Source organism: Stenotrophomonas sp. STEN008 (assembly GCF_056760435.1).
This window is the reverse complement of the sequence record NZ_JBRRET010000004.1, coordinates 12,470-36,189: the sequence shown is the minus strand read 5'-3', so window position 1 is coordinate 36,189 and position 23,720 is coordinate 12,470. Positions and strand designations below refer to the sequence as shown.

Genomic DNA, 23,720 nt, shown 5'->3' with positions numbered 1-23,720 from the left:
TCCCCGTCGCTGCAGTGCGACGAGCCGGACCGTACCAGTGCGAATGGTGGGAGACACCTTGCGACGCAACATGGCGGGAACGCCCCGTCTCGCCGGGCTTGAACATGAATGCGGCGTGCTAGGCTCGAGCGTGCCGATGCAGGCATACAGACAGCTCCCTGCCCGTGCCGGAGGATCCGGTTGCCAAGAAGAGGTCGATGGTGAAGTTCCCGTTCCGGCTGGCCGCGTGCGTGGCCGCCCTGCTGGTCCTCCTGGCGATGACGCTTGTCGTCGCCTCGCGGCGGTCTGCGGACAGCACGCAATCACCCACGGCCACTACCGGAGCCGAGGCTGCGCTGCACGGTGCGCCGGCGTCGGCAGCCGCCGCAGGTACCGGACAGGCCAAGCCCGTGCTTTCACCCATGGCGCGCTACCGCGAGGCGGCCCGCCTGGATCTGCTCATCGCCGACCTGGAGCAGCGCTCGCGCACCGGCGACGCCGACGCCAGCCTGGCCCTGAGCCGGATCTACGACGAGTGCACGATGTTCCTCGACCCTGCGGCAATCGCGACGATCGACATCCCGCCCGAGCGCCGTGCGGCTCTGATACGCAGCCATGCCTGGTTGCAGAGGCGCTGTGCCGGGTTCTCGCCTGGCACTGTCGAGAGCATCAGGAACGTCCGGCACTACCGAAGCCTGGCCGCCCGGCAGGGCAGTCTGGTGGCCCAGATAGAAGAGCAGATCAGGCATGCAGGTTTTGACCTGCCCGTGGCCGATCACAGGACGCTGATTGAAGCCGTCCTCCTGCAGGACGATGGCGAGGCGTACGTGGCTCTTTCCAACCTGATGGGTTCAACGGCGGCCGACCGACGCCAGCAGCTGCAGGCCGTTCCCGCCGGCAGCGAAGTGGCCGCAGCGGCGTGGATCCTCGCCGGATGCCGGCTCGGCGTCCCCTGCGGAATCGACTCTCCGCTGCTCAACCGCCTGTGCAGTCAGGCAGGCATGTGCGGGCCGGAGTCGGTCGAGGACCTGTTCACCAGCGACCTGCAGCCGGAAGACAGGGACGCTGCCCAGGCCGGGGCCGATGCGATCTTCGCGTTGGCGCATCGCATCGGACGGGAACCGGGCCTGTAGCCGGCGCGCCCTCGACATCCCATCCGCAGCCCGGCAACCCGGCGCTGCGCCAACCGGCGATAATGATGGGCTTTTCACTGGCAGGAGTTGTCGATGTCCCCCTACCCCTTCGATGCGGTGCTGTTCGACTGCGACGGCGTACTGGTGGATTCCGAGCCGCTGGTGGCCCGCGTGCTCTCCGAGATGCTGAGTGCGCGCGGCTGGCTGCTGACCCCCGCCCAGGCAGGCGAGGTCTTTCTCGGCAAGTCCGTCGCCGGATTGGCCGGCCTGATCGAGGAGCGCACGGGAAAACCCTTCACCGCCGAATGGCTGGAGGAATTCCGCCAGGAGCGCAATCGTGCCCTGGAGCGGGACCTGACCGCCATCGCAGGTGCCCCTGAAGCCGTGCGCGCCATCCACGCGGCCACCGGCGGCCGCATCGCCTGCGCGTCCGGTGCGGACCTGCACAAGGTCGAGCTGCAACTGCGCAAGGTCGGTCTGTTCGACGCCTTCGAGGGCCATGTCTTCAGCGGCCAGGACATGCCGCGCAGCAAGCCACATCCGGATGTCTACCTGGCCGCTGCCGCTTCGCTGGGCGCTGAGCCGCGAAGCTGTGCGGTGATCGAGGACACCGTGACCGGCGCTGCGGCCGGCGTGGCCGCGGGTGCCACCGTGTTCGGCTTCAGCGAGGGCGGGCCGCACCACAGCACCCCGGAGGCACTGCGCGCCGCAGGTGTCCATCGGGTGTTCCAGCGCATGGACGAGCTGCCGGCCCTGCTGGCCGCCCACGCGGCCGGCGCCGTGGCGTGATCCGGTCAACCGGATGCAGCGTGGGGCCGGCCCCGCGCCCGCGGCTCATGGCCGCCGCCTCGCATCGGACCGGGCCTCGATCATCTTCCAGCCATTGCCGGAAGGATCACGGAATCCGGCATCGACCGCGCCGTAGCGCTCGACCGGTTCCTGGGTGAACTCGACCCCGCGCTGTCGCCAAGCTTCGTAGGTGGCCCGGCAATCGTCCACCGCGAGCACCAGGGGCGGCATCGCCCCCTTGGCCAGCAGCTGCTGCAGGCTCGCCGTGGTGGCGGCGTCGTGGACCGGTGGGCCGGGCCGGAACAGGCCAAGCTGGACGCCGTCCTGCCCGGGGCTGCGGACCGTCAGCCAGCGGTAGTCACCGTTGCGCACATCGGTGTGCACCTCGAAGCCGAGCTTGCCGACGTAGAAGTCGAGTGCTTCATCCTGGTCGCGCACGTACAGGCCGACCACATTCACGCTGTTCGTCATGGGACCTCCCTCAGTCGGGGGCGACGTTAGCAGCGCTGTCGCGTCGCCGCTTCTCCAGAACTGCGGTCTTCAGGTCAGGGCGTCGCGCCGCGCGGGCGTGGCACTCCGGTACCCGACCCTGCGCTGCCACCCCTGCGCGCTCGCGTTCGCGGATGGCACCCGGGCTGGCGCCGGTGATGTCACGGAAGATGCGGCCAAAGGTGCCCAGGCTGACCCAGCCGGTCGCCAGCGCGATCTCGGTGATGGGCAGTTCGGTCTCGCGCAGCAGGGCAACCGCCCGCTCGATGCGCCGGCTGAGCAGGTAGCGATGGGGCGGTATGCCAAACGCCTGCTTGAAAGAGCGTGCGAAGTGCGCCACGGACACTGCGCTGACGTCGGCCAGACGGGCGACCGGCCACGGTTCGTGGCTGGCGCGGTCCATGCAGTCGCGGGCACGCAGCAACCGGCGCAGCAGTTCCGGGCTCTGGTTCATGGCCTCCCCGCATGCACGAGGCAGGGCCACGCATCCCCCGCGCACGCCACCCCTTCAATGGCGTGCGAGGATGCGGACAGGGGCGATGGGTGTCGGGCGGCCATGAGCCGGCCCAGCCTGCGTCCCCGACTGCGCGCGGTCAATCCCTGCCGGTCGCCGGCGCCCTGCGGCATGATGGGCGCCTTGTCCCCAGCGGAAGCAGTCATGCCTGTCGGATTCATCGGGCTCGGAGTGATGGGAACGCCGATGGCGTCGCACCTGGCGCGGACGGGAAGCCAGGTACTGGGATGGTCGCGCTCGGGCCGCAACGACGCCGAGGCGGTCGCCGCCGGTGTCGAAGTGGCCGATGGCGTTGAAGACGTGTTCGCTGCCTGCGGCACGATCATCCTCATGCTCGCCAACGACGCGGCGATCGACAGCGTGCTGGCACGCGACAGCCCCGAATTCGCCGCGCGTGCTGCCGGTCGCCTGCTGATCAACATGGGGACCAGCTCCGCGTCCTATTCGCAGGCATTGGCACAACAGATGCGCGCAGCCGGCGGGCGCTATGTGGAAGCCCCGGTGTCCGGCTCGCGGGTGCAGGCCGAAGCCGCGCAGCTGGTCATCCTGCTGGCAGGTGAAGACGAGGACGTCGCACAGGCCTCCGCGCTGGTGGCGCCGCTGGGCAGGCAATGCGTTCCCTGCGGCAATGTTCCCGCGGCATTGCGCATGAAGCTCGCCGTGAACCTGTACCTGATCACGCTGGTGACCGGCCTGGCCGAGGCCGTGCATTTCGCGGAGGCGCACGGCATTCCGCTGGGGCGCTTCGCGCAGGTGCTCGATGCCGGCCCGATGGCCAGTGACGTTTCGCGGATCAAGCTCGACAAGATGGTGCGCGGCGACTATGCGGTGCAGGCGTCGATCACCGACGTGCTGAAGAACAGCCAGCTGGTGGCTGCGGCGGCGCGCGACGCCGGCATCACGGCACCGCTGATCGAGGCCAGCGATGCTCTCTTCGCTCGCGCCCAACGGCTCGGCCTGGGCGGGCTGGACATGGCGGCCGTGCTGCAGGCGCTGCGAGGGCCGCCCGCCGCCTGATTCAGCAAGGGATGCCACGCCCGCCCCCGCCCGCTGCTATATTCAGGCGGGCTCGACAGGCATGGTGCCTGTCCACGCAACAACAGGGAGTTGGCCATGGGTCTGGTACAGGCGGTGAAGGGTGCGGTCGGTGGTGTGCTGGCCGACCAGTGGAAGGACTTCTACACCGTGCCCACCGGCCTACCGGCCACCGCAGCCCTGTTCGCTGCGGTCCCGCAGGGCACCAATGCCGGGCGCGGCTCCAATACCCACGGGTCGTCCAACATCATCAGCAACGGCTCGAAGATCGTCGTGCCCGAGGGCTACGGCCTGCTGCTGTTCCAGGACGGTGCGATCACCGCCTTCGTCGCCGAACCGGGCGGATACGAATGGCGCTCTGACGACCTGAACTCGCAGTCCCTCTTCGCCGGCGATGGCCTGGTCAGCACCTTCATCAAGCAGAGCTGGGAGCGCTTCAAGTTCGGTGGCCAGCCGGGAAGCCAGCAGGCCGCCTTCTTCGTCTCGCTGAAGGAACTGCCGGACAACCGTTTCGGCACCCAGTCGGAGATCTACTGGGATGACGGTTTCCTCAACACCCAGGTCGGCGCGGTCACCCGCGGTTCGTACACGCTGAAGATCGTTGATCCGATCCTGTTCGTGAAGAACTTCGTACCCGCAGCCTACCTGCAGCCGGGCAAGGTGTTCGACTTCACCGACCTGGACAACGCTGCCGCCACCCAGCTGTTCAATGAGGTGGTGGGCTCGCTGGCGCCGGCCTTCAGCCTGTACACCAACGATCCGGGCAAGGGCAACCGCATCACCCGGCTGCAGCAGGATTCGATCGGCTTCGCGCAGAGCCTGTCGGCCGCCGTCGAGCAGGCCTACCAGTGGCAGAGCGATCGCGGCCTGGCCATCGTCAAGACGGCGATCGTCTCCATCGAATACGACGCCACTACCCGCGAACTGCTCAAGACCGTGCAGCGCGCCGACGCGCTGGCCGGATCGCGCGGCAACTCCAACCTGCAGGCCAGTGTCGCCCAGGGCATCCAGTCCGCCGGCGAGAACGGTGGCGCGGCAGGCCTGGTGGGGGTCGGCATGGCATCGGGCATGTTCGGTGTCGGCGGCATGCAGCAGCCGGCCACCCCGGCCGCGGATGACCCGGTGGCCAAGCTGAAAAAGGCCAAGGAGATGCTGGACCTGGGCCTGATCACCCAGGATGACTATGATGCGTTGAAGGCCAAGGCGCTGGGCCTGTAACCCGCAGGACGCGAACCGCACATGTCAGATCCACGCAACGGACCGCCTCCGCTGCCCGCTTCCGGCCCTGTGACACCGCCGCCGTTGCCGGGGGCGGCGTTGGACGGTCCGGGCTCTCCGCGGGACGTCCCTCCCCCACCCGGCAGCTTCCCGCTGGACACCTCGCAGCTGCCGCAGGCGATCCGCGACGAAGTGGACGCCCCGGACCCGCTGGCCATCGACACCTCCGCCACCGAGTTGAAGGACGGCCTGAACCGGTGCCCGAAATGCGGCGCCACCGATATCCGGCCCAAGCTCGGCACAGACATCCTGGTCTGCCTGTACTGCCGTCACGAATGGCATGGCGTCCGGGTGGAAGAGGCATTCGGTCTGGGCGAGAACATCGACCAGCTGCGTGGCACCATCATTGCCAGCGGTGCGCGCGACATCGATGCCGATGCCTCGGCGCTGATGAGCTTCAAATGCACCGGCTGCGGTGCCGAAGTCACGGTCAACACCGAGAGCACGATGACGGCGCGCTGCCACTGGTGCCGGCATGTGTTCGGCGTCAACGAGCAGATCGCCAATGGCGCGGTGCCGGATGCGGTACTGCCGTTCCACATCAGCAAGGACGATGCGGTTGCCCGCATCCGCCAGTTCGTCGACAAGCGCCGTCTGTTCGCCCTGAAAGCCTTCAAGGATCAGTTCACGCCCGAGAACGTGGTCGGCGTGTACCTGCCATACATGATCGTGGACAGCAATGTCAGCGCCGCCGTGGCGGGCAAGGGCGAGATCCAGACCCGCCGATACACCGTGGGCAGCGAGAAGAACAAGCGCACCGTATACGATGCCGATGTCTACCAGATCGAGCGCCAAGTGAACTTCACCGTCGACGATCTGCCGCTGGAATCCTCTGCCGAGCGCGGCAATCTGGACATCAGTGCCAACACCAACAACATCATCAACACCATTCTGCCGTTCGACACCAAGAACGCGGTGAAATGGAACGCGTCCTACCTGGCCGGCTTCACGTCCGAGAAGCGCAATCTCGATGTCGAAACGCTGCGCCCGCGGCTGGAGGACCAGCTGCTGTCGATCGCGCGCGCACAGGTGGAAGCGTCGGTGCGCGGCTACAACCGGGGCGTCCGCTGGGAGCAGGAACAGCTGGACGTGCATGGCACCCGCTGGGTATCCATGTACCTGCCGGTCTGGCTGTACTCCTATCATCAGCCCGGCCGCAGCGGCGGCATGCTGCACTACATCGCGGTGAACGGGCGTACCGGCGAAACCATGGGAAGCGTGCCCGTGCAGCAGTGGAAGATGCTGCTGGCAGCCCTTACGGCCGGCACGATCATCGAAGCAGTGGCAATCCTCATTCTGATGGCGACCGCATGAGCGACGACAGTGGCCTCTGGCTGTTGGCGGCAGGTCCGGCCGGCGCGACCGCGCTGTACTGGGCGCTGTACCGCTACTACCGCAATACCGACAAATCACACGCCTTCGAGCATGAAACCGAAGTGCAGGCCGCGCCCGTCAGCGGCTCGGACCAGAAGGTGGGCCAGGTGCGCGGCACCGAGGCCACCCGCATCGAGGGCGACAACGTCTACCAGTACCGACGACGCGTGGCGCGGCTGAAACCCAGGCCCTGAGGGCCGGGACCGGGGCGACGGGCACCGCCACGGTGCCCGCCATCGAGTGCCGTTGCGCAGCCGGCATGGCACCATCACGCGGTCTCCCACCCTGCCGGTCTCATGCTTTCCGGGTCGCCCTTCCGAGGTTCCCGCCATGCCCGCCCTGCTCCCGCGCACCTGCCTGGCTGCGCTGTGCTGCCTGACCCTTCCCGTCATGGCCCAGGATGCATCCTTCGGCTTTGGCCAGCAGAGCACCGAGACCTCGCAGACCACCCAGACCTCGACCACCCAGAGCCAAAGCCAGCGCAGCGATGACACGGCCTTCGGCAGCAGCGGCTCGATGACCTCGCAGTCCAGCACCCATTCCCGGACGCATTCCGAATCGAACAGCGAGAGCACCGGCGTGGATCTGGAGATCGGCGTCCCCGATGACACCGATCGCTGGGGCCAGGAACGCCGCCATCCCCGCGATCTGCGCGACAGCGACCTGTTCGGCACGTGGACGCTGGGCGAGGAGAACGGGAACACCTGCACGATCGAACTGAAGAGCATGGAGTGGTTCGGCGGCTACAGCGCCTATGTGCCGGCGGGCTGTCCAGAGGGATTCTTCCCGGCCAACCGCTGGGTGCTTTCCGGTAACCAGTTGCTGCTGACCGACACCAGCAACACGGTGTACGGCCGTTTCCGTGCATCGGGTGGCGGACGGTGGTCTGGCTTTCGCGAGTCCGACGGCGCGCGGCTCTACCTGAATCCGAAGGGTCGCTGACGGACGCCCTGCACGCCCCGGGGACGGCAGCATCAGGAAGATCAGGCAACCTTCCTTGAACCGCCCTGCGATGTCCGCCCCCACCGGTCCCCGCCTCGTCATCTATGCCGCCCTGGCCGGCAACCTCGCCATTGCCGTGGCCAAATTCATCGCCGCTGGCATCTCCGGCAGTTCAGCGATGCTCAGTGAAGGCGTGCACTCGCTGGTCGACACCCTGAACGAAGTGCTGTTGCTGTACGGGCTGCGCAGGGCCGGCAAGGCGCCGGACACCGTGCATCCATTGGGCTACGGGCGCGAGCTGTATTTCTGGAGCTTCATCGTGGCCTTGCTGGTGTTTGCGGCGGGCGCGGGCGTGTCGGCATACGAGGGCATCCAGCACATCCGCCAGCCGGAACCGGCGACCCACCATGTGCTGAGCTACAGCGTGCTGGGCATTTCCATCCTCTTCGAAGGCGCGTCGTGGTGGGTGGCGCTGCGCGAGTTCCGCCGCACCAAGGGCAGGCTCGGCTACTTCGAGGCGTTCCGACGCAGCAAGGACCCGTCCACGTTCACCGTGCTTCTGGAGGACAGTGCAGCCCTGCTCGGTCTCGGATTCGCGCTGGCCGGGCTGGTCGCGGCGCAACTGCTGGACATGCCGGTCCTGGACGGCGTGGCCTCGCTGTGCATCGCCGCAGTTCTGGCGGTGACTGCGTTTCTGCTGGCACGCGAGACCAAGGGTCTGCTGGTGGGCGAGCCTGCCCATCCAGCGGTGGCCGAGCGCATCCTGGCCGTCGCCGAAACCGATGCCGATCTGCGCCGCGCCAATGGCGTGACCACCATGCAGATGGGCCCAGAGCAGGTGGTGGCCATGCTCAGCGCGGAGTTCGAGGATGATCGGCATACGCCGCAGATCGAGGCCTGCATCACCCGCATCGAAAACGCCGTCAAGCGTGAGTACCCGGAACTGGTGGCGCTGTTCGTCAAACCGCAGACGCCGGAAGTCTACGCCGCCCGGCGTGCGGCGCTTCGCGCGCCGCGTTCACCGGATTGACGCCGCGTCCGCATCCGCTTCACCCTGCCAGCGCCAGACTGATCCCCCGTTCGCCGACCCGCTACCGCCGTGCCTGACTGGCTGCCCGATCACTGGACGCTCCTGCCGCGCCGTTTCTACCAGCGTCCGCCGCAGGAGGTCGCCCCCGAACTCCTGAATGCGCTGCTGATACGCAGCGATGGACGGGCGGCCCGTATCGTCGAGGTCGAGGCCTACGGCGGCAGCCAGGACCCGGCCGCGCACTCCTACCGAGGACCGACGCCGCGGACAGCCAGCATGTTCGGGGAGGCCGGGCATCTGTACGTGTACTTCAGCTACGGCATCCACTGGGGAAGCAACGTGGTGTGCGGGCAGGAACACGAGGGCGTGGCAGTCCTGCTGCGCGCAGCGGAGCCCGTGCAGGGCATCGACAGGATGCGGGAACTCAGGCCAGCCGCACGGCACGACCGCGATCTTGCCAGCGGCCCAGGCAAGCTGTCCCAGGCATTCGGCCTGGACAAGAGCTTCGACGGCGCCGATCTGGTGACGGGCAGCCACGGTGTGGTCATTGCCCGCGACGGCACACCTCCGCCGACGGACCCGGTCATCGGCCCGCGGATCGGCATCAGCCGCGCCGTCGACTTTCCGTGGCGCTGGCATGTCCGCGGCCATCGGCACGTCTCGGCACGCGCCCCCCGGCCTGCATCGGCAGCACGCAGATGACGCCGCTGGACCGGCCACTGCGGCGTGAACTGGAGATCGACGGCCAGCACTACACCCTGACGCTTGATCCGCAGGGCCTGAAGCTGGTGGAAAAAGGCCGGCGCAAGGGTGTGGTCCTGCGCTGGCGTGACCTGGTGTCAGGTGATGCTGCCCTGGCCGCCGCCCTGCAGGCATCGTTGCAGACGCGCTGAGCGGACGCCCCACCACAGTGCTGACGGACAACGCCGGATCCGGATCAGGTGCGCACCGTCACCCACGTTGGCGCGTGATCGCTGGCCTTGTCCTGCAGGCGCACCCAACGATCCACGCCTGCATCCACCATCCGTGCCGCCAGGATCGGGTTCAGCAGCAGGTGATCGATGCGCAGTCCCCGGTCGCGCTCGGCATGCTGGCGGAAGTAGTCCCAGAATGTGTAGATCGTGCTGTCACCGTGCACGCTGCGCAGGGCGTCGGTCCAGCCCTGCGCGAGCAGATGCTCGAACTGCTCGCGCACCTCCGGCTGGAACAGCGCGTCGCGGCGCCATGCCTTCGGGTCGTACACATCGGCCTCGGTGGGGATGACGTTGAAATCGCCCAGCAGCACTGCAGGGTGCGGGAGATCGACGAGGCTGCGCGCGTGACGGATAAGGCGCTTCATCCAGCGCAGCTTGTAGTCGAACCTGGGGCCCGGCTGGGGATTGCCGTTGGGCAGGTAGAGACCACCCACGACGATGCCGTGCACCGCCGCTTCCAGATAGCGGCTCTGCACATCCGCCGGTTCGCCCGGCAACCGCCGCCGGCTTTCCACCGGCACCGCATCCCTTGCCAGCAGGGCCACGCCATTCCATCGCGCTTCGCCCAGCCACAGTGCACCGTAGCCGGCCTGTTCCAGCGCATCGGCCGGGAATGCAGCATCCGTGGCCTTCAGCTCCTGCAATGCGACCACGTCCGGCGATGTCCTGTCGAGCCAGGCAAGCAGATGGGGCAAGCGCGTGCCGATACCGTTGACGTTGAACGTGGCGATGCGCAGCGTCTTGCGGCGGGCCATGCAGAACTCCTGAAGCCGGCGGGCAGAGCTACCACTGTGCCTGCGCCGTCATGCAGGCGCCGTCGAGGTCGCGTCATGCTCCGGATGCATGTGGTTCACAGTCACATGCCCCCTGTGGCGCCACGCTGGGCAACCGTCAGCCGCGCCGGAGGAACCTGTCCATGGCGGTACGCCCACTGCATTCGATCTATCAGGTCGACCCCTACCTGTTCCGCGACAGCACAGGGCGCGGCTGGGGCACGCTCGACGGCGTGACCGAGAAGCTCGATTATCTTCAGTGGCTCGGCGTCAGCCATGTCTGGCTGCTGCCCTTCTATCGCAACGCCGGCCGTGACGGCGGCTATGACGTCACCGACCACTACCGCATCGACCCTCGACTGGGCGACGATGCTGCCTTCCAGCGGCTGATCGATGCCGCGCACGCGCGCGGCATCGGCATCATTGCCGAGCTGATCATGCAGCACACGGCCAGCGCGCACCCCTGGTTCGCCGCGGCGCAGCAGGGCGATCCGCACTGGCGACCGTGGTATCTGTGGAGTGACGAGGTGCCGGACGACGGGCTGCAGCCGATGTTCCCGCCGATCGAAGCATCGACCTGGAGCTGGGATGCCCAGGCCGGTGCGTTCAACCGCCATATGTTCTACCGGCATGAACCCGATCTGGAACTGGCGCACGCGCCGGTCCGCGACGAACTGCACCGGGTGATGACGCACTGGCTGCGGCGCGGCGTCGCAGGCTTCCGGGTCGACGCCGTGCCCTACATGGTCGAACGCGCACGCCAGGCCGATCCCCGCGACGATGGCCTGTGGCTGCTGGAAGACATGCGCGCCACCGCTGACGCGCAGCAACCCGGCCTGCCGCTTATCGGCGAGGCCGATGTCAGCGCCGGTCAGTACGGTGACTTCATCTGCCAGGGACGCCGTCTGTCGCACCTGCTCGACTTCCACCTGAACAATCACTTCTTCCTTGCCCTGGCACGCGGTGATGCCAGCGAGGTGGCCCGGGTCATGGCCGAGTACGGTCCACACGCGCCGCCCGGTACGCGCATCGCGTGGCTGCGCAACAACGATGAGCTGGATCTTGAGCAGTTGGAACCGGAGGAGCGCGAGGAAGTGATGCAGCGCTTCGCCCCTGACCCGGGCATGCGCATCTACCGGCGGGGCATCCGGCGCCGCCTGGCACCGATGCTGGACGGCGATGTCGATTGGCAGGCCATGGCGTGGGCTACACTGCTGTCGTTGGGCCAGGTGCCGGTCATCCGCTATGGCGAGGAGATCGGGCTGGGGGACTGCCTGGAACTGCCGGAGCGCAATGCGGTCAGGATGCCGATGCACTGGCACGATGGTCCCGGCGCAGGGTTCTGTGACGATCCTCGCCACGCGTGGCGAGCTCCGCCTGCTGACGGACCATTCGGCTACCGCTCGGTCAGCGTGGCGGCGCAGCGCGACACGCCGGGGTCACTGCTGCTGCGCGTGCGTGAACTGTTGCAGCAGCGGGCTGCCCATCCAGTGCTGCAGCGGGGGCCGCATGTGCAGCCCTCACCCTCGCCTGCGCTGCTGGTGCTCGCCTACGACGACGGTTCCGCGCAGGCGCTGGCGCTGATCAACTTCGCATTGGAGGAGATCGAGATCGACCTGGCGGACACGGCATCATTGCCACCCGTGGTCAATCATGGCGCGCGCATCGATGGCACCCGTTGCCGGGTGCGCGGGCACGGCTACGCCTGGCTGGCGGGCGACGCGTCCTGAGTGCGCAGCCCCGGCAGCACGTGCGCCGCGAAATCGTCGATGAAGCGGTCCTGCTCCCGGTTCACGTTGTGCAGGTAGATGCGGTCAAACCCCAGCCCCTGCAGGTCCTGCAACCAGCCCAGATGCCGGCGCGGATCCGCGGAGACGTGCACGTGACGGCGCAGCGTGCCGGCATCCACCGATCGCGCACGTGCCTCGAACTGCGCGGGCTGGTCCAGGTTTTCGGCCAGCTCCGGCGCCAGGACGTTGGCGCTCCACTGTTCCATTGCACCCTCCAGCGCCGCTTGTTCCGCGCGCGCATAGGACAGCTTCGCCTGCAGGTACATCGGCTTGCCAGCGCCTCCGCCTTCCTCGAAGGCCGCCACCACGCGGCGCAGCTGCGGCAACGGCTGGCTGATGGTGATGAGGCCGTCGGCCCAGCCGCCCAGCCAGCGCGCGGTCTGCTCGCTGACGGCCGCGCCCAGCAGCGGCAACGGTAACGCCGGCCGGCTATAGAGACGCGCCTGCCTCACATCGAAGGCGCCACGGTGATCCACCTGTTCGCCGGCCCAGAGACGCCGCATCACCTCTGCCGCTTCGTACAGTGCCTGCTGTCGTTCGCCCTTGGGATTCCAGGGCCGGCCGGTGACGCGCTCGTTCAGCGCCTCACCGGTTCCGAGCGCCAGCCAGATCCGGCCGGGCGCCAGCTGTTCCAGGGTGGATGCCGCCTGGGCCACCAGTGCGGGATGCTGCCGCAGCATCGGGCACGTCACCATGCCCAGCGTCAACCCGCTCTGCACGGCCAGAGCACCCGCCCAGACCCAGCTGTGGCCCGACTGCCCCTGCGCGGTGGTCCAGGGATGGAAGTGGTCCGAGCACATCAGCGCTTCGAAGCCGGCCTGTTCCGCGCGCAGGGCCAGCCCCAGCAACGTGGCCGGAGCAAACTGCTCATGGGAAGCGTGGTAGCCGATGGTCATCACGTGTTCCGCGCGGGTAGTGGACAGCATGGCAACACCTTCACGGCTAAAACCACGTCATGAAAATGCCTTCCTCCTGCATCGGGCGTCGACGCTGGGCCATCGCCGAGGGCTACATCCCGGCCTGGAGCACCGGCCCCTCACCGGAACTGCAGAGTCACGAAACGTGCTGCATGCTCAACGCCGGCGACACCGATGCGCATGTCACGCTGGTCCTGTACTTCGAGGACCGCGAGCCGGCAGGCCCCTATCAGCTGCTGATTCCGGCACGACGCACCCGCCACCTGCGCTTCAATGACCTGGATGATCCCGAACCGGTGCCGCGCGGTACCGGCTTCGCCACGCTCATCACCTCGGACCAACCCCTGGTGGTGCAGCACACGCGGCTGGATTCGCGGCAATCCGCCAACAGCATCATGACCACCATCGCCCACCCGCTGTGAATCTGTCGCCGGCGGCGTCCACATCCTCACCACAGCGCGCCGCCTGATCGTTTACCGGCCGCGGCACAGACTGGGGCCGTTTCCCGATGAGGAGCTCCCGAGATGACCCTGCCCGACTATCCGCGCCCCCCCTTCCCGCCCCAGCAGCAATCCTTCCCCGGCAAGACCGCGAAGATGACGCCGCGGCCGGACCATGGTGAGGACAGCTATCGCGGCTACGGCCTGCTGCAGGGTCGAAAGGCGCTCATCACCGGCGGCGACAGCGGAATCGGTGCGGCAGTGGCCATCGCTTTCGCGCGCGAAGGTGCCGACGTGGCCATCGCCTTCCTGGACGGCGAACAGGACGATGCCCGTCACGTGCAGCAACAGATCGAGCAGGCCGGTCGCAAGGCCGTGCTGGTACCCTGCGACATCAGCGACCCCGCACAGGCACGCTCGCTGGTGGACCGTGTCGCCAGCGAACTCGATGGCCTGGACATCCTGGTCAACAATGCTGCCTACCAACGCTATTACGAGAACTTCGAAGACATCACGCTCGACGACTGGAAACGCACGTTCGATACCAACGTGCACGCCGTGTTCAACCTTACGCGCCTGTGCGTGCCACACCTGCGTGGCGGTGGGGCGATCATCAACACCGCCTCGGTGAACTCCAAGCGGCCGACGCCCAACATCCTGCCGTACTCCGCCACCAAGGGTGCCGTAGCCAACCTCACCCTGGGCCTGGCCGGCCTGCTGGCCGAGCACAGGATCCGCGTCAACGCCGTACTGCCGGGCCCGATCTGGACACCGTTCATCCCCGCAGGGATGTCCGCCGATGAGGTGGAGCAGTTCGGTTCGCAGACGCCTTTCGGACGTCCTGGCCAACCCGCTGAACTGGCGTCAGCCTACGTGATGCTGGCATCGGACAGCGCGAGCTACACCTCTGGCGCGCTGCTCACCATCTCCGGCGGCGCCGCCACGCTGTGACACAGATGAACAGGTGGCCGCCCTGGGTCGATGATTGGCTTGCCACCGTGGTACCGATGGCGGAAGTGCTGGCGATCCTGGGCGTGGCGTGGCTGTTGGTTCGGGCGCTGGCATGGCTTCTGCTTGCAGCGCGCAGACGCGGCAGACTGGCGCCGGAACTGCATGTCGGCCTGCGCCGGGGTGGAGCGCTGCTGCTCTATCTGGCGGCGGCGCTGCTGGTGCTGGAGCGGCTGGGGGTCTCGCGCTCGGTACTGTGGACGGCGCTCACCGGCTTCATGGCGGTGGGTGCGGTGGCGTTCTTCGCCGCGTGGAGCGTTCTCTCCAACCTGTTCTGCTCTTTCCTCATCGTGGCGACCCGTCCATTCCGGATCAACGACACCATCGAAGTGCTGGACAGCGTGGACAAGCCAGGGTTGTGCGGCCAGGTGGTGGACATCAACCTGATCTACACGACGCTCAGCGATCACGGCGAAGGCGCACGCGGCTGCCTGGTGCGCGTCCCCAACTCATTGTTCTTCCAGCGGATCACCCGTCATCGCGGCGATGGCAGGGCGCCGATCGGGTAGCGCCGGGCATCCGGCTGGATGGTCCTTCCGGCGACGGCTACCCGCGCCCGCCTGCCAGAAACAGCGCCATGCGCTGCAGCTCGTCCTCCAGCGCACTGCGGAACAGCCGGTCGCGCGCCAGTGAGCGCCCCGCATAGCCGAGCGATGGCTCAAGCTGGCCGTCGCGGACAGTCACATTGGCCCACCCCACCACCTGCTCGCGCCACAACATCGGCAGCGCGTAGTAGCCATACTGGCGCTTGGGCGCCGGCGTGTAGGCCTCGAACCTGTAGACCCAGCCCCACAGCAGCTCGAACCGCCGACGGTCCCAGACCACCGGATCGAACGGCGCCAGCAGGCGTACCTGCTCGTTCGGCGCATGCCGTCGTGAGCGCGGATTCTCGTCCGCCGGCCAGTACCACGTGGTGCCCTCCACGGTAGCGCTCGCCAGCTGTTCTTTCGCCAGCTTCAGCGCCTGCCGGGTCTGCTCGGCCAGATGCGGTGCGCCGTAGCCCAGCAGCCGGGCCAGGTAGGTCAGGCTGGCCGATGGAAGCGGCGCGTACTTGCGCACGATCAGCGCGACCAGTGCCGCCGCGCGCCGCACGCGCCCGTCCTCGCTGTCCTCCGCCGGCGCATGCTCGGCCACGCTGTAGATGCGCGTTCCGCTGTCGCGCCGCTGCACCCGCAGCAGGCCGCGATAGTGCATGCCCTCCAGCAGATGCGTGCTGGCGTTGCTGGTGCCGCCCCAGTAGTTGGTCACCCGGCCGTGCGCGAACGCCTGGTCGACCTCGCGCGGATGCACGCTGCCACGTTCGCGCACGAACGCCAGCACATCCGCCGCACGGCGTTCGGTGTCCGCGTCCCATGCGCGCCGGGCGACGCGGGGATGCATCAACGCCAGGTACTCGCGCGGCAGGAAGCCGTAGTTGACCAGGCAGTCCTCCTCTACCGGCAGGCGAGGGTAACGCCGCTCGAGGTCACCGGCCCGATAGTCCTTCACCCGATGCCGCAGTGTCAGATCCTGTGCCCGGGCCGGCGCGCGGATCGGATCGGCCTGTACGAAGCCCAGCCGCCGGATCGCGGCCATCAACGTTGTTGGCGGGAACAGGGTGCGCGCCACCGCGTAGCGGCGCAGGTCGTCGAGAGTGGGCTGCCTGGACATGACGCCATTGTAGGCGCGCGCCGGGGGTATGCTGTCAGGCCCCGGTCCACTGACGTCCATCATGCGCACGCTGTATCCCCCGATCACGCCCTATCGCGAGCACACTCTGCCCGTGAGCACGCTGCACACCCTGCATGTCGAAGAGTGCGGGACGCCCGACGGCATTCCGGTGGTGTATCTGCATGGCGGTCCCGGTGCCGGCATCTCACCCACGCATCGTCGCTTCTTCGACCCGGCGCGGTACCGCATCGTGCTGATCGACCAGCGCGGCAGCGGCCGTTCCACCCCGTTCGGCGAACTGCGCGACAACACCACGCAGGAACTGGTGGCCGATATCGAGAAGGTACGTGAGCACCTCGGTATCGAGCGCTGGCTGGTGTATGGCGGCTCCTGGGGCTCGACGTTGTCGCTGGCGTACGCGCAGGCCTATCCCGCCCGCGCCACCGGCCTCATTGTGCGCGGCGTGTATCTGGGGCGGGACATCGAGAACCAATGGTTTTCCGAGCCGCAGGGCGGTGCGCGCTGGATATTTCCGGAGCGCTGGGACCGCTATGAAGCGCACATTCCCGAAGACGAGCGCGGCAACCTGCTGCAGGCGTACTGGACACGCCTGGACAGCCCGGACCCCGCCATCCGCATTGCTGCCGCAATGGCGTGGCTGGGCTGGGAGGACAATGCTGCGACCCTGCAGCACGAGGTGACCGCCGAATCCAGCAGCGACCCGATGGATACCCTGGCCAAGGCCCGGATAGAAGCGCACTACTTCCGCAACGGGGCCTTCCTTGAGCCCGGCCAGCTGCTGCGCGATGTGGAGCGGATCCGCCACCTCCCGGCGGTGATCGTACAGGGCCGCTACGACATCATCTGTCCGCCACGCAGCGCGTGGGAACTGGCCAAGGCGTGGCCGGAAGCCAGGCTGGAGATGGTGATTGCCGGCCACAGTGCGAACGAAGCGGCCACGACCGACGCGCTGGTGCGCGCGACCGACGACTTCGCCGACCGTTTCGGCCAGCCCGGCTGAATCGTTCCTTCACCGTGCCACGGTGAAGCCGACCGTCGTCAGACCGTCCGAACTGGCCACGAACACTTCGCCGCCATGCAGTGCGGCGATGGCCTTGACGATGGACAACCCCAGCCCGTGATGGCGCTCGCCCCGATACTCACGGGCCTGGTCGACCCGGTAGAAGCGCTCGAACAGCAGGGGCAGATGCTCGGCGGCGATGCCGTTGCCTTCATTCAGCACGGCCACCCGCACGCCGTCGCCTTCGGACTGCAGCTGCACACGCACGTCGCTGCCTGGACGCGCATGCTGCACGGCGTTGTGCAACAGGTTGGTCAGCGCGCGGCGGAACAACGACGGATCGATGCGGGCGGTGGCGTCGCCTTCGACATGCAACGTCAGCTGGGCCTCTTCGAACAGGAATTCCATGAATTCACCGGCGGTGGCGACCTCGTCTGCCAGCTGGACCTGACGCGTTTCCACCGCGATATCGCCCTGGCCGGCCCGCGACAGGAACAACATATCGTTGACGATCGCACGCAGGCGCTCCAGTTCCTCCAGGTTGGACTGCATGACCTCCTGCAGCGCCGCCACATCACGCGGACGGGACAGGGCCACCTGGGTCTGTCCCATCAGATTGGCCAGGGGGGTGCGCAGCTCGTGCGCGACGTCCGCGTTGAACCCGTCCAGCCGCGTGTACGCTGCTTCCAACCGATCCAGCGCGCCGTTGAAGGCCTGCGTGAGGTGGCCCAGTTCGGCCGGCAGTCCCTGCGCGGCCAGGCGCTGCGACAGCCGCTGCGGGCTGAGCGAGCGTGCCTCGTTGGACAGCGCCCGCAGCGGGGCCAGCCCCAGCCGGGCGATCCAGTAGCCAAGCCCGGCCACCAGCAGCACGCCCAGCCCGCCGGCCACCCACAACGCAACGCCGAAGCGCTGCAGCGCCTGCGTATAGGGCTCCGAGTCGATGCCGATCCACAGGTCCACATCCGGTCGCGCACCCTTGCCCGGCACCCGTTCATACAGCGTGCGCAGCGGGTGCCCACCCTCACGCGCCAGCGTGCCCATGCCGTTGTCACCCTTGCCGGGGGCCTGCACCTGCGGCTCTGCCTGGCCGATGCGGAATGTGGGGTTCTCGCTCCATGCCCAGACCAGAGTGTCGCGGTCCCCGGAGATCAGGTTGCCGACCTTCTCGCGCACCTTGTTCCAGCGCTCGGTGCTGTCGCACATCGCGACGCTGCCACTGACCGCGTGCAGCTTGGTCTGCAGTTCCGCATGCTGGTAGCGCACCACCTGCCGCTCGAGCACGCCATAGACGCCCACGCCCAGCAGAGCAAACACCAGCAATGCGGCCAGCGCGAACATCGCCGACAGGCGCTGGGCGATCGACATCCTCATCCCCGCACACCCTCGTCCTCGCGCACTTCCAGCACGTAGCCCATGCCGCGCACGGTATGCAGCAGCTTGCTCGGGTAAGGGCCGTCGATCTTGCCGCGCAGGCGCTTGATCGCCACTTCGACCACATTGGTATTGCTGTCGAAATTGATGTCCCAGACCTGGGCGGCGATCACCGTCTTGGACAGGATCTGGCCCCGCCGCTGTGCCAGCAGCGCCAGCAGCGCGAACTCCTTGCCGGTCAGGTCCAGCCGCGAGCCATCGCGGTAGGCCCGCCGGGCCAGCAGGTTCACCTGCAGATCGCCCACCTGCAGTTCGGTCGGCTCCTGCTGGCGCCCACGCCGCACCAGGGCCTGCAGCCGCGCCAGCAGTTCGATGAACGAGAACGGCTTGACCAGGTAGTCGTCGGCGCCCTGCCCCAGGCCGTGCACGCGATCATCCACGCGGTCCCGCGCGGTCAGCATGATCACCGGTGTCTGCTTGCTGCGGCGCAGCTCGCGCAGCACGCTGAAGCCATCCATGCCCGGCAGCATCACATCCAGCACGATCACGTCGTAGTCGAACTCGCGCGCCAGATGCAGGCCGGTGACACCGTCTGCAGCCAGATCCACCGCCCAGCCCTGCTCGCCCAGGCCGGTGCGCAGGTAATGGGCGGTCTTGCCTTCATCTTCCACGATCAGGAGTTTCATCCAGGGTCCGCCAGGGCAGCGCCCGCCGCCTCCCTGCGCTCGCGGCGACGCTGCAGGAACAGGCGGTCCAGGGCCAGGTAGATCACCGGGGTACTGTACAGGGTCAACAGCTGGCTGATCAGCAGGCCACCGACCACCGCCACGCCCAGCGGCTGGCGCAGTTCCGAACCCGTACCGAAACCGATCATCAGCGGAATGGCACCGAGCAACGCGGCCAGCGTGGTCATCATGATCGGGCGGAACCGGGTCAGGCAGGCCTCGTGGATCGCCTCCAGCGGCGCCAGCCCGCGGTTGCGCTGTGCGTCGAGGGCGAAATCGACCATCAGGATGCCGTTCTTCTTAACGATGCCGATCAGCAGCACGATGCCGATCAGCGCCATGATCGAGAAGTCCAGCCCCCACAGCCAGAGCATCAGCACCGCGCCGATACCGGCCGACGGCAGAGTGGACAGGATGGTCAGCGGGTGCACGAAACTCTCGTACAGCACGCCGAGGATGATGTAGACCGCCAGCAGGGCCGCGAGGATCAGCAGCGGCTGGCTGGCCAGCGACTCCTGGAAGGCCTGTGCCGTGCCCTGGAAGCGGCCGCTGATGCTGGCAGGCATGCCGATCTGCGCCTGCGCCTGCTCCACCAGGCCGACCGCTTCGCCCAGTGAAACGCCGGGGGCCAGATTGAAGGACAGGTTCACCGCCGGCAGCATGCCGTTATGGCTGATCGACAGCGGACCATTGCCCGGGGGCTGCACCTGAGCCACGGCCGACAGCGGCACCATCTGCCCGGTCAATGGCGAACGCAGGTGGAAGTAGGACAGCGCATCGACCTGCCCCAGCATGCCCGGCGCGATTTCCAGGATGACCCGGTACTGGTTGGTTTCGGTCTGGAACTCGTTGATCTGGCGCTGGCCGAAGGCATCGTAGAGCACCTGGTCGATGTCGTTGGCGGTCAGGCCGAAGCGCGCCGCTGCCGTGCGGTCGATCTCCAGCCGGGTCACGCTGGCGCCGACCTGTTGGTCATTGGACACGTCACGCAGCTGCGGCAGGCCCCGCAGCCGCTCGGTCAGCTGCTCGGCCCACTGCGACAGCTCGCGGCTGTCCTGTCCGCGCAGGGCGTACTGGTACTGCGTCCGCGCCGGCCCGGCGCCGAGATTGATGTCCTGCGCCGCGCGCATGTACACGGTGATGCCGGGCACGCTGGCCATCTTCGCCCGCACCCGGTCAATGAAGCCGTGCACGTCCACATCGCGGTCGCCGCGGTCCTTCAGCACGAACCAGAAGCGGCCGTTGGACAGCGTCTGGCTGCCGGCAGTGGCGCCGACCGCGTGGTTGTAGGCCTGCAGGGCCGGATCATCCGCAACGATGCGCGCGAGCTGCTGGTGCTTGGCCACCATGTCCTCGTAGCCGATGTCCTGCGCCGCCTCGGTGGTGGCGAACACGAAGGCGGTGTCCTGCAGGGGAAAGAAGCCTTTGGGAATCACTATGTAAGAGGCCACCGCCACCGCCACGGTCAGGCCGAAGCCTGCCAGCACCAGCCGCTGGCGGCGCAGGGCCCATTGCAGGCTGCGGTCGTAGCCGGCCAGCAGGCGCCCGGCCAGGGTCCGCTCGCTGTCCCGGTGCGCCGGCATGCGCTTCATCAGGTGCGCGGCCATCATCGGTGCCAGAGTCAGCGAGGCGACGATGGAAATCAGGATCGCCACGGTGATGGTCAGCGCGAACTCGGCGAACAGGCGCCCGACCACCCCGCCCATGAACAGCAGCGGGATGAAGGCGGCAATCAACGACAGGCTGATCGAGACCACGGTGAAGCCGATTTCGCCGGCGCCCTTCAGGGCGGCGTCCACCGGACCGAGCCCGGCCTCGCGGTGACGGTGGATGTTCTCAACCACGACGATCGCGTCGTCGACCACGAAGCCGACCGCAACCACCAGTGCCACCAAGGTCAGGTTGTTGAGGCTGAAGCCGGCCACGTACATCGCGGCGAAGGTCGCCACCAGCGCGACCACCAGTACCGCGCCGACGATCAGCGTGGCGGAAAGCTGGCGCAGGAACAGGCCCATCACCAGCACCACCAGCACGATGGTCAGTACCAGGGTGAGCTCCACCTCGTGCAGCGACGCGCGGATGGTGCGCGTACGGTCGTTGAGCACCTCCACATCGACGCTGGCCGGCAGGTTCGCGCTCAGTTCCGGCAAGGCGGCCAGCACCGCATCGGTGGTGCGCACGATGTTCGCGCCGGGCTGCCGGCTGATGATCAGGCCGACCCCAGGCTGGCCGTTCGGCCACGCCTGCACGTAGGCATTCTCGGCGCCGTCGATCACCTGCGCGACATCACCCAGCACCACCGGTGCGCCGTCACGATAGGCAACGACCAGGCGCCGGTAGTCCTGGGCACTGAACAGCTGGTCGTTGGCTTCGAAGGTGGACGTGCGCTGCTCGCCCATCAGTGCACCCTTGGCCTGGTTGAGGCTGGCGTTCTGCGCCACGCCACGCAGGTCGGACAGGGTCAGGCCCATCGCCGCCAGCCGCTCCGGCTGGGCCTGGATGCGGATCGCCGGACGCTGCTGGCCGACGATGCCGACCTCCGAAACGCCGCTGATCTGGCTGATCGAGCGTGCAAGTCGGCTCTCGGCCAGATCGCTCAATTCGGTCATCGACATCTGGGTCGACACCACGCTGAGCACCAGGATGGGACTGTCGGCCGGATTCACCTTGCGCCAGGTCGGCATGTTCGGCAGTTCACTGGGCAGGCGGCCGGCGGCGGCGTTGATCGCCGCCTGCACTTCCTGCGCGGCCGTGTCGATGTTCTTTTCCAGATCGAACTGCAGGGTGATCGAAGTGCTGCCCAGTGCACTGGTCGAGGTCATCTCGATGATGCCGGGCACGCCCGTCAGCTGGGTTTCCAGTGGCGTGGCCACCGCCGAGGCCATGGTCTCGGCGCTGGCACCGGGCAGATTGGCATTGACCCGGATGGTCGGGAACTCGGCCTCCGGCAACGGCGCCACCGGCAGGCGCGGCAATGCTGCCACGCCCAGCAGCACCACCGCCAGGGTCAACAGGGTCGTGGCGACCGGGTGATGAACGAACCAGCTGGACAGCGAGGTGCGCGCGCTCACGGTGCCGCCCCGCGCCGGACCGCTGCAGGCGCCGCGGCGGGTTTGGCCTCGGCCACCACCGTGCCCGGCCGCAGCCGCGACTGTCCATCGCGTACCACCACATCGCCGACCCGCAGCTCACCCTGCACGACCACCTGCCCGCCGTCCTGTTCACCGACCGTGACCGGCAGCGATTCCACGCTGCCATCAGCGACCACGCGGTAGACGAAGCTGCCCTGCACCCCACGCTGGATCGCCGCGGCATCCAGCACCAGCGCGCCCGTGCTCTGACCGGTGCGCACCCGCACGCTGACCAGCTGTCCGGGCCACAGCTGGTCGGACGCATTGCTGAAGCGCGCGCGCAGCCGCACCGTACCGGAGGCCTCGTCCACCTGGTTGTCGATCACCTGCAACGTGCCCTCAGCCAGCAGCTGGCCACCCTCGCGGTCCAGTGCCTGCACCTGTGCGCCGCCTGCGGCGAGCGCCTGTCGCAGCTGCGGCAGCGCGTCCTGCGGCAGCGCGAACACCACCGAGATCGGATCGGTCTGCTGCACGGTCACCAACCCCTGCGTGTCACTGGCGCGCACCAGATTGCCCGGATCCACCTGGCGCAGACCGATGCGGCCGTCCATCGGCGCCACGATGCGCGTATACGAGAGCTGCACCTGCGCTGCGTCCACCGCAGCCTGGTTGCCGCGGCCGGTGGCCTGCAACTGCTGCACGGTGGCGGCCTGCTGCTCCAGCATCTGCCGCGACACCAGCTGGTCGCTGGACAGATGCTGCAGCCGTGACAGATCCGAGCGCGCCGCGTCCAGCGTGGCGCGGTCGCGCACCAGCGCCGCCTGTGCACCGCCCAGACCGGCACGGATGGCGCGATCATCGATACGCGCGAGCAGTTGCCCCTTGCGCACCTTCTGCCCTTCCTCGAACAGCACTTCGGTCAGCACGCCATCCACCTGCGGGCGCAGCACGGTGCTCTGCAGCGACTGCACCGTGCCGACGCCGCTTCGCCAGTGCGGGACATCACGCTGCTCGACGCGTGTGGTGACCACCGGTACCGGTGGTGGTGCCGCGCTGGGCTGTGCGTCGCCGCGGGAAACGCCGTGGAACAACATCGCCAGCAACAGGGCAACCAGCAGTGCCGCTCCCAGCGCGAGGTGGCGGCGGCGCAGCAGCGCAGTGACATCAGGCAATCGCATGGCAGGGGGTCCAATCCGGTGCCCGCGCCGGTCTGCGCAGGCCTGCCGTCATCCTGGGTGGCAACCTCCGGCACCATGCTGTCGCCTGCCTGACAATTCCGTCAGCTTCGACTGCGGCCGCTATACCAAGGTATAGCGACGCTAACCCACGGGCCTCTAGGCCGTGCCCGGCCAGCGGCCGACAATGGCACCACCGCCGGGAAACGCGCCCGGCAGCCCCTTCCCACCTGCACGGAGAC

General features: G+C 67.9%; 24 protein-coding genes. 15 read left to right on the top strand and 9 right to left on the bottom strand.

All coding sequences use genetic code 11. The features are described from left to right. Positions 1-197 precede the first annotated feature (197 nt). Positions 198-1,112: a hypothetical protein gene (locus ACVOME_RS03180; RefSeq protein WP_197600019.1), complete on the top strand. Its 915-nt coding sequence runs from the start codon at positions 198-200 to the stop codon at positions 1,110-1,112. Positions 1,113-1,205: 93 nt separating this feature from the next. After that, complete coding sequence (locus ACVOME_RS03175; RefSeq protein WP_197600020.1) at positions 1,206-1,901, top strand: HAD family hydrolase; 696 nt, start codon at positions 1,206-1,208, stop codon at positions 1,899-1,901. A 45-nt stretch (positions 1,902-1,946) separates the two neighbouring features. Here ACVOME_RS03175 and ACVOME_RS03170 read toward each other — a convergent pair whose 3' ends face one another. Together ACVOME_RS03170 and ACVOME_RS03165 are read right to left on the bottom strand one after the other, a co-directional pair. Further along, on the bottom strand, positions 1,947-2,372 hold the full coding sequence (locus ACVOME_RS03170; protein ID WP_053515885.1) for a VOC family protein: 426 nt from the start codon (positions 2,370-2,372) through the stop codon (positions 1,947-1,949). Positions 2,373-2,382: 10 nt separating this feature from the next. After that, on the bottom strand, positions 2,383-2,844 hold the full coding sequence (locus ACVOME_RS03165) for a helix-turn-helix transcriptional regulator (protein ID WP_197600021.1): 462 nt from the start codon (positions 2,842-2,844) through the stop codon (positions 2,383-2,385). Between the two features lie 204 nt (positions 2,845-3,048). On the opposite strand from ACVOME_RS03165, the gene ACVOME_RS03160 reads away from it, so the two are divergent. The 8 genes from ACVOME_RS03160 to ACVOME_RS03125 all read left to right on the top strand — a co-directional run bounded on the left by ACVOME_RS03160 (position 3,049) and on the right by ACVOME_RS03125 (position 9,456). Continuing rightward, a complete protein-coding gene (locus tag ACVOME_RS03160; RefSeq protein WP_197600022.1) occupies positions 3,049-3,921 on the top strand; it encodes an NAD(P)-binding domain-containing protein in 873 nt (290 codons plus the stop codon). 96 nt (positions 3,922-4,017) lie between these two features. Next, a complete protein-coding gene (locus tag ACVOME_RS03155) occupies positions 4,018-5,157 on the top strand; it encodes an SPFH domain-containing protein (RefSeq protein ID WP_065182307.1) in 1,140 nt (379 codons plus the stop codon). Positions 5,158-5,178: 21 nt separating this feature from the next. Beyond that, a complete protein-coding gene (locus ACVOME_RS03150) occupies positions 5,179-6,531 on the top strand; it encodes a TFIIB-type zinc ribbon-containing protein (RefSeq protein ID WP_197600023.1) in 1,353 nt (450 codons plus the stop codon). Then, positions 6,528-6,785, top strand: coding sequence for a hypothetical protein (locus ACVOME_RS03145; protein WP_053515893.1), 258 nt, complete (start codon positions 6,528-6,530; stop codon positions 6,783-6,785). Before ACVOME_RS03150 ends, ACVOME_RS03145 begins: the two co-directional genes overlap by 4 nt. A gap of 136 nt (positions 6,786-6,921) precedes the next feature. Next, entirely contained in the window at positions 6,922-7,533 is a 612-nt protein-coding gene (locus ACVOME_RS03140) for an AprI/Inh family metalloprotease inhibitor (RefSeq protein ID WP_197600024.1), read from the top strand. Between the two features lie 70 nt (positions 7,534-7,603). Then, positions 7,604-8,563 (top strand): cation diffusion facilitator family transporter, encoded by a 960-nt coding sequence (locus ACVOME_RS03135; RefSeq protein ID WP_481504715.1) that lies wholly within the window; start codon positions 7,604-7,606, stop codon positions 8,561-8,563. Positions 8,564-8,632: 69 nt separating this feature from the next. Continuing rightward, complete coding sequence (locus ACVOME_RS03130; protein WP_065176091.1) at positions 8,633-9,265, top strand: DNA-3-methyladenine glycosylase; 633 nt, start codon at positions 8,633-8,635, stop codon at positions 9,263-9,265. Further along, on the top strand, positions 9,262-9,456 hold the full coding sequence (locus ACVOME_RS03125) for a hypothetical protein (protein ID WP_111186911.1): 195 nt from the start codon (positions 9,262-9,264) through the stop codon (positions 9,454-9,456). The genes ACVOME_RS03130 and ACVOME_RS03125 overlap by 4 nt, the downstream gene beginning before the upstream one ends. A 44-nt stretch (positions 9,457-9,500) precedes the next feature. Here ACVOME_RS03125 and ACVOME_RS03120 read toward each other — a convergent pair whose 3' ends face one another. After that, on the bottom strand, positions 9,501-10,292 hold the full coding sequence (locus tag ACVOME_RS03120) for an exodeoxyribonuclease III (RefSeq protein WP_128989695.1): 792 nt from the start codon (positions 10,290-10,292) through the stop codon (positions 9,501-9,503). A 161-nt stretch (positions 10,293-10,453) separates the two neighbouring features. Here ACVOME_RS03120 and ACVOME_RS03115 point away from each other — a divergent pair, with 161 nt between their 5' ends. After that, positions 10,454-12,040 (top strand): alpha-amylase family glycosyl hydrolase, encoded by a 1,587-nt coding sequence (locus tag ACVOME_RS03115; RefSeq protein ID WP_065182314.1) that lies wholly within the window; start codon positions 10,454-10,456, stop codon positions 12,038-12,040. Here the strand turns inward: ACVOME_RS03115 and ACVOME_RS03110 are convergent. Then, entirely contained in the window at positions 12,010-13,026 is a 1,017-nt protein-coding gene (locus ACVOME_RS03110) for a TIGR03885 family FMN-dependent LLM class oxidoreductase (RefSeq protein ID WP_229765776.1), read from the bottom strand. The two genes, ACVOME_RS03115 and ACVOME_RS03110, sit on opposite strands and share 31 nt — an antisense overlap. A 29-nt stretch (positions 13,027-13,055) precedes the next feature. Between ACVOME_RS03110 and ACVOME_RS03105 the strand changes: the two genes are divergently transcribed. The 3 genes from ACVOME_RS03105 (at position 13,056) to ACVOME_RS03095 (ending at position 14,974) form a co-directional block, all read left to right on the top strand. Then, positions 13,056-13,439, top strand: coding sequence for a sensory rhodopsin transducer (locus tag ACVOME_RS03105; RefSeq protein WP_065176094.1), 384 nt, complete (start codon positions 13,056-13,058; stop codon positions 13,437-13,439). Between the two features lie 102 nt (positions 13,440-13,541). After that, positions 13,542-14,408, top strand: a complete 867-nt coding sequence (locus tag ACVOME_RS03100; protein WP_065182316.1) for a glucose 1-dehydrogenase — start codon at positions 13,542-13,544, stop codon at positions 14,406-14,408. A gap of 5 nt (positions 14,409-14,413) precedes the next feature. Beyond that, positions 14,414-14,974, top strand: a complete 561-nt coding sequence (locus ACVOME_RS03095; RefSeq protein WP_065176095.1) for a mechanosensitive ion channel domain-containing protein — start codon at positions 14,414-14,416, stop codon at positions 14,972-14,974. Between the two features lie 37 nt (positions 14,975-15,011). Here ACVOME_RS03095 and ACVOME_RS03090 read toward each other — a convergent pair whose 3' ends face one another. After that, a complete protein-coding gene (locus ACVOME_RS03090; RefSeq protein WP_065182317.1) occupies positions 15,012-16,115 on the bottom strand; it encodes a DNA glycosylase AlkZ-like family protein in 1,104 nt (367 codons plus the stop codon). Positions 16,116-16,176: 61 nt separating this feature from the next. Between ACVOME_RS03090 and pip the strand changes: the two genes are divergently transcribed. Then, positions 16,177-17,136 carry a prolyl aminopeptidase gene (pip, locus tag ACVOME_RS03085; protein ID WP_065182358.1) on the top strand — a complete coding sequence of 320 codons (960 nt, stop codon included), beginning with the start codon at positions 16,177-16,179 and terminating at the stop codon, positions 17,134-17,136. 9 nt (positions 17,137-17,145) lie between these two features. On the opposite strand, the gene ACVOME_RS03080 is transcribed toward pip, so the two are convergent. The 4 genes from ACVOME_RS03080 to ACVOME_RS03065 are packed head-to-tail and all read right to left on the bottom strand — an operon-like array spanning position 17,146 to position 23,481. Next, positions 17,146-18,507: a heavy metal sensor histidine kinase gene (locus ACVOME_RS03080; protein WP_065182318.1), complete on the bottom strand. Its 1,362-nt coding sequence runs from the start codon at positions 18,505-18,507 to the stop codon at positions 17,146-17,148. Continuing rightward, entirely contained in the window at positions 18,504-19,193 is a 690-nt protein-coding gene (locus ACVOME_RS03075) for a heavy metal response regulator transcription factor (protein ID WP_481504714.1), read from the bottom strand. Before ACVOME_RS03075 ends, ACVOME_RS03080 begins: the two co-directional genes overlap by 4 nt. Beyond that, positions 19,190-22,303, bottom strand: coding sequence for a multidrug efflux RND transporter permease subunit (locus ACVOME_RS03070; RefSeq protein WP_111186906.1), 3,114 nt, complete (start codon positions 22,301-22,303; stop codon positions 19,190-19,192). Before ACVOME_RS03070 ends, ACVOME_RS03075 begins: the two co-directional genes overlap by 4 nt. Continuing rightward, positions 22,300-23,481: an efflux RND transporter periplasmic adaptor subunit gene (locus tag ACVOME_RS03065; RefSeq protein ID WP_053515919.1), complete on the bottom strand. Its 1,182-nt coding sequence runs from the start codon at positions 23,479-23,481 to the stop codon at positions 22,300-22,302. Before ACVOME_RS03065 ends, ACVOME_RS03070 begins: the two co-directional genes overlap by 4 nt. Positions 23,482-23,720: the final 239 nt, after the last annotated feature.

Excerpts from the sequence above, each read along its gene's own strand:
- ACVOME_RS03180 (WP_197600019.1), top strand. The coding sequence starts at position 198 with ATGGTGAAGTTCCCGTTCCGGCTGGCCGCGTGCGTGGCCGCCCTGCTG.
- ACVOME_RS03175 (WP_197600020.1), top strand. The coding sequence starts at position 1,206 with ATGTCCCCCTACCCCTTCGATGCGGTGCTGTTCGACTGCGACGGCGTA.
- ACVOME_RS03170 (WP_053515885.1), bottom strand. The coding sequence starts at position 2,372 with ATGACGAACAGCGTGAATGTGGTCGGCCTGTACGTGCGCGACCAGGAT.
- ACVOME_RS03165 (WP_197600021.1), bottom strand. The coding sequence starts at position 2,844 with ATGAACCAGAGCCCGGAACTGCTGCGCCGGTTGCTGCGTGCCCGCGAC.
- ACVOME_RS03160 (WP_197600022.1), top strand. The coding sequence starts at position 3,049 with ATGCCTGTCGGATTCATCGGGCTCGGAGTGATGGGAACGCCGATGGCG.
- ACVOME_RS03155 (WP_065182307.1), top strand. The coding sequence starts at position 4,018 with ATGGGTCTGGTACAGGCGGTGAAGGGTGCGGTCGGTGGTGTGCTGGCC.
- ACVOME_RS03150 (WP_197600023.1), top strand. The coding sequence starts at position 5,179 with ATGTCAGATCCACGCAACGGACCGCCTCCGCTGCCCGCTTCCGGCCCT.
- ACVOME_RS03145 (WP_053515893.1), top strand. The coding sequence starts at position 6,528 with ATGAGCGACGACAGTGGCCTCTGGCTGTTGGCGGCAGGTCCGGCCGGC.
- ACVOME_RS03140 (WP_197600024.1), top strand. The coding sequence starts at position 6,922 with ATGCCCGCCCTGCTCCCGCGCACCTGCCTGGCTGCGCTGTGCTGCCTG.
- ACVOME_RS03135 (WP_481504715.1), top strand. The coding sequence starts at position 7,604 with ATGTCCGCCCCCACCGGTCCCCGCCTCGTCATCTATGCCGCCCTGGCC.
- ACVOME_RS03125 (WP_111186911.1), top strand. The coding sequence starts at position 9,262 with ATGACGCCGCTGGACCGGCCACTGCGGCGTGAACTGGAGATCGACGGC.
- ACVOME_RS03120 (WP_128989695.1), bottom strand. The coding sequence starts at position 10,292 with ATGGCCCGCCGCAAGACGCTGCGCATCGCCACGTTCAACGTCAACGGT.
- ACVOME_RS03115 (WP_065182314.1), top strand. The coding sequence starts at position 10,454 with ATGGCGGTACGCCCACTGCATTCGATCTATCAGGTCGACCCCTACCTG.
- ACVOME_RS03110 (WP_229765776.1), bottom strand. The coding sequence starts at position 13,026 with ATGCTGTCCACTACCCGCGCGGAACACGTGATGACCATCGGCTACCAC.
- ACVOME_RS03105 (WP_065176094.1), top strand. The coding sequence starts at position 13,056 with ATGAAAATGCCTTCCTCCTGCATCGGGCGTCGACGCTGGGCCATCGCC.
- ACVOME_RS03100 (WP_065182316.1), top strand. The coding sequence starts at position 13,542 with ATGACCCTGCCCGACTATCCGCGCCCCCCCTTCCCGCCCCAGCAGCAA.
- ACVOME_RS03095 (WP_065176095.1), top strand. The coding sequence starts at position 14,414 with ATGAACAGGTGGCCGCCCTGGGTCGATGATTGGCTTGCCACCGTGGTA.
- ACVOME_RS03090 (WP_065182317.1), bottom strand. The coding sequence starts at position 16,115 with ATGTCCAGGCAGCCCACTCTCGACGACCTGCGCCGCTACGCGGTGGCG.
- pip (WP_065182358.1), top strand. The coding sequence starts at position 16,177 with ATGCGCACGCTGTATCCCCCGATCACGCCCTATCGCGAGCACACTCTG.
- ACVOME_RS03080 (WP_065182318.1), bottom strand. The coding sequence starts at position 18,507 with ATGAGGATGTCGATCGCCCAGCGCCTGTCGGCGATGTTCGCGCTGGCC.
- ACVOME_RS03075 (WP_481504714.1), bottom strand. The coding sequence starts at position 19,193 with ATGAAACTCCTGATCGTGGAAGATGAAGGCAAGACCGCCCATTACCTG.
- ACVOME_RS03065 (WP_053515919.1), bottom strand. The coding sequence starts at position 23,481 with ATGCGATTGCCTGATGTCACTGCGCTGCTGCGCCGCCGCCACCTCGCG.